Genomic DNA, 1,859 nt, shown 5'->3' with positions numbered 1-1,859 from the left:
CCGGGTGGCACGGGCAACGACATCGCCCGCTCCCTCGACATCCCGCTGCGCGACGGCGCCGCGGCAGCGGCCCGGATCATCCACGGCAGCCCGCGGCCGATCGACCTGGCCCGGGTGGGTGATCGCTGGTTCGGCGGAGTGCTCGCCGCCGGGTTCGACTCGGTGGCCAACGAGCGGGCCAACCGGATGCGCTGGCCCAAGGGCCAGATGCGCTACAACCTCGCCACCCTGGCCGAGCTGAGGGTCTTCGAGCCGCTGCACTACGTCCTCGACCTCGATGGCGAGGAGCGCCGGGTCGACGCCATGCTGGTCGCCGTCGGGAACGGGCCGTCGTACGGCGGCGGGCTGCGGATCACGCACGGTGCGGTCCTCGACGACGGCCTGCTCGACGTGGTCCTGATCAAGCCGATGGGGCGCGTCGAACTGGCCCGGACGTTCCCCAAGCTCTTCAACGGGACGCACGTGAACCACCCCCAGTACGAGCGGCACCGGGTGCGCCGGGTGACCGTCGCGAGCGCCGGGATCGTGGGGTACGCCGACGGCGAACGGTTCGGTCCGCTACCCCTGACCGTCGAGTGCGTTCCTGGAGCAGTCAAGGTATGGGCATGAGCAGCCATCCCGTGTTCGACCAGTTCTCGGGCACCTTCCCCTTCCCTCTCGACGAATTCCAGGTCGAGGGCTGCAAGGCGGTGGAGGACGGCGACGGCGTCCTGGTCGCTGCTCCGACGGGTGCCGGCAAGACGGTGGTCGGCGAGTTCGCGGTCCACCTCGCGCTCGAGACCGGCCGCAAGTGCTTCTACACGACGCCGATCAAGGCGTTGTCGAACCAGAAGTACAACGACCTCGTCGCCCGGCACGGTGCCGACCAGGTCGGCCTGCTGACCGGCGACACCTCCATCAACGGCGAAGCGCCCGTGGTCGTGATGACCACCGAGGTGCTGCGCAACATGCTCTACGCCCGTTCGCGGACCCTCGTGGGCCTGGGCTTCGTGGTCATGGACGAGGTGCACTACCTCGCCGACCGCGCCCGGGGCGCGGTCTGGGAAGAGGTGATCATCCACCTGCCCGAGTCGGTGTCGGTGGTGTCGCTCTCCGCGACGGTCTCCAACGCCGAGGAGTTCGGCGAGTGGCTCGAGACGGTCCGGGGATCGACGCGGACCATCGTGGCCGAGCGGCGCCCGGTTCCCCTGTTCCAGCACGTGATGGCCGGGCGGCAGCTCCACGACCTCTTCGCCTCCTCCGACGTCGACGCGGCCGCCGGCTTCGTGCGGGAGGGCGCACCCGTCAACGAGGAGCTGGTCAAGCTCGCCCGCGATGACTGGGCTTCGACGCGCCTCAAGGGCCACCGCACCCCGAAGTCCGGCGGCAAGGGCGGGCGGCCCGGCGGTCCGGGCAGCCGACCCGTCGGCAACGGCCGCCGGATCTGGATTCCCGGTCGCCTCGACGTCCTGGAACAGCTGCAGCGCAAGAACCTGCTGCCCGCCATCGACTTCATCTTCAGCCGCGCCGGCTGCGACGCCGCCGTCCAGCAGTGCCTGGACGCAAATGTCCGCCTCACCACGGCCGCCGAGCGCGACGAGGCGATCGCCTACGTCAAGGGCACCCTCGGCACGATGCCCCCCGACGACCTCGAGGTCCTCGGCTACGACGACTTCCTCGACGCGGCGTCGCGGGGCGTGGCGTCCCACCACGCCGGCATGCTGCCCGCGTTCAAGGAGTGCGTCGAGGAGCTCTACCTGCGCGGGCTCGTCAAGATCGTCTTCGCGACCGAGACCCTCGCCCTCGGCATCAACATGCCGGCGCGGACCGTGGTCCTGGAGAAGCTGAGCAAGTGGAACGGCGAGACGCACGCCGACATC

At 70.3% G+C, this 1,859-nt stretch carries 2 protein-coding genes; both read left to right on the top strand.

From position 1 onward, the window contains the following. Positions 1–609 (top strand): diacylglycerol kinase family protein (locus ACOADB_RS16820; RefSeq protein WP_378600890.1); only part of this gene is annotated, 609 nt, incomplete at its 5' end. Beyond that, the coding region (locus ACOADB_RS16815) for a DEAD/DEAH box helicase (protein WP_378600887.1) at positions 606–1,859 on the top strand (1,254 nt) is incomplete at its 3' end. The genes ACOADB_RS16820 and ACOADB_RS16815, both read left to right, overlap by 4 nt.

Source organism: Nocardioides sp. CPCC 206348 (assembly GCF_048654705.1).
Classification (GTDB): Bacteria; Actinomycetota; Actinomycetes; order Propionibacteriales; family Nocardioidaceae; genus Nocardioides.
Note: the sequence above shows the minus strand (reverse complement) of the source record. Positions and strands in the feature narration are given on the sequence as shown.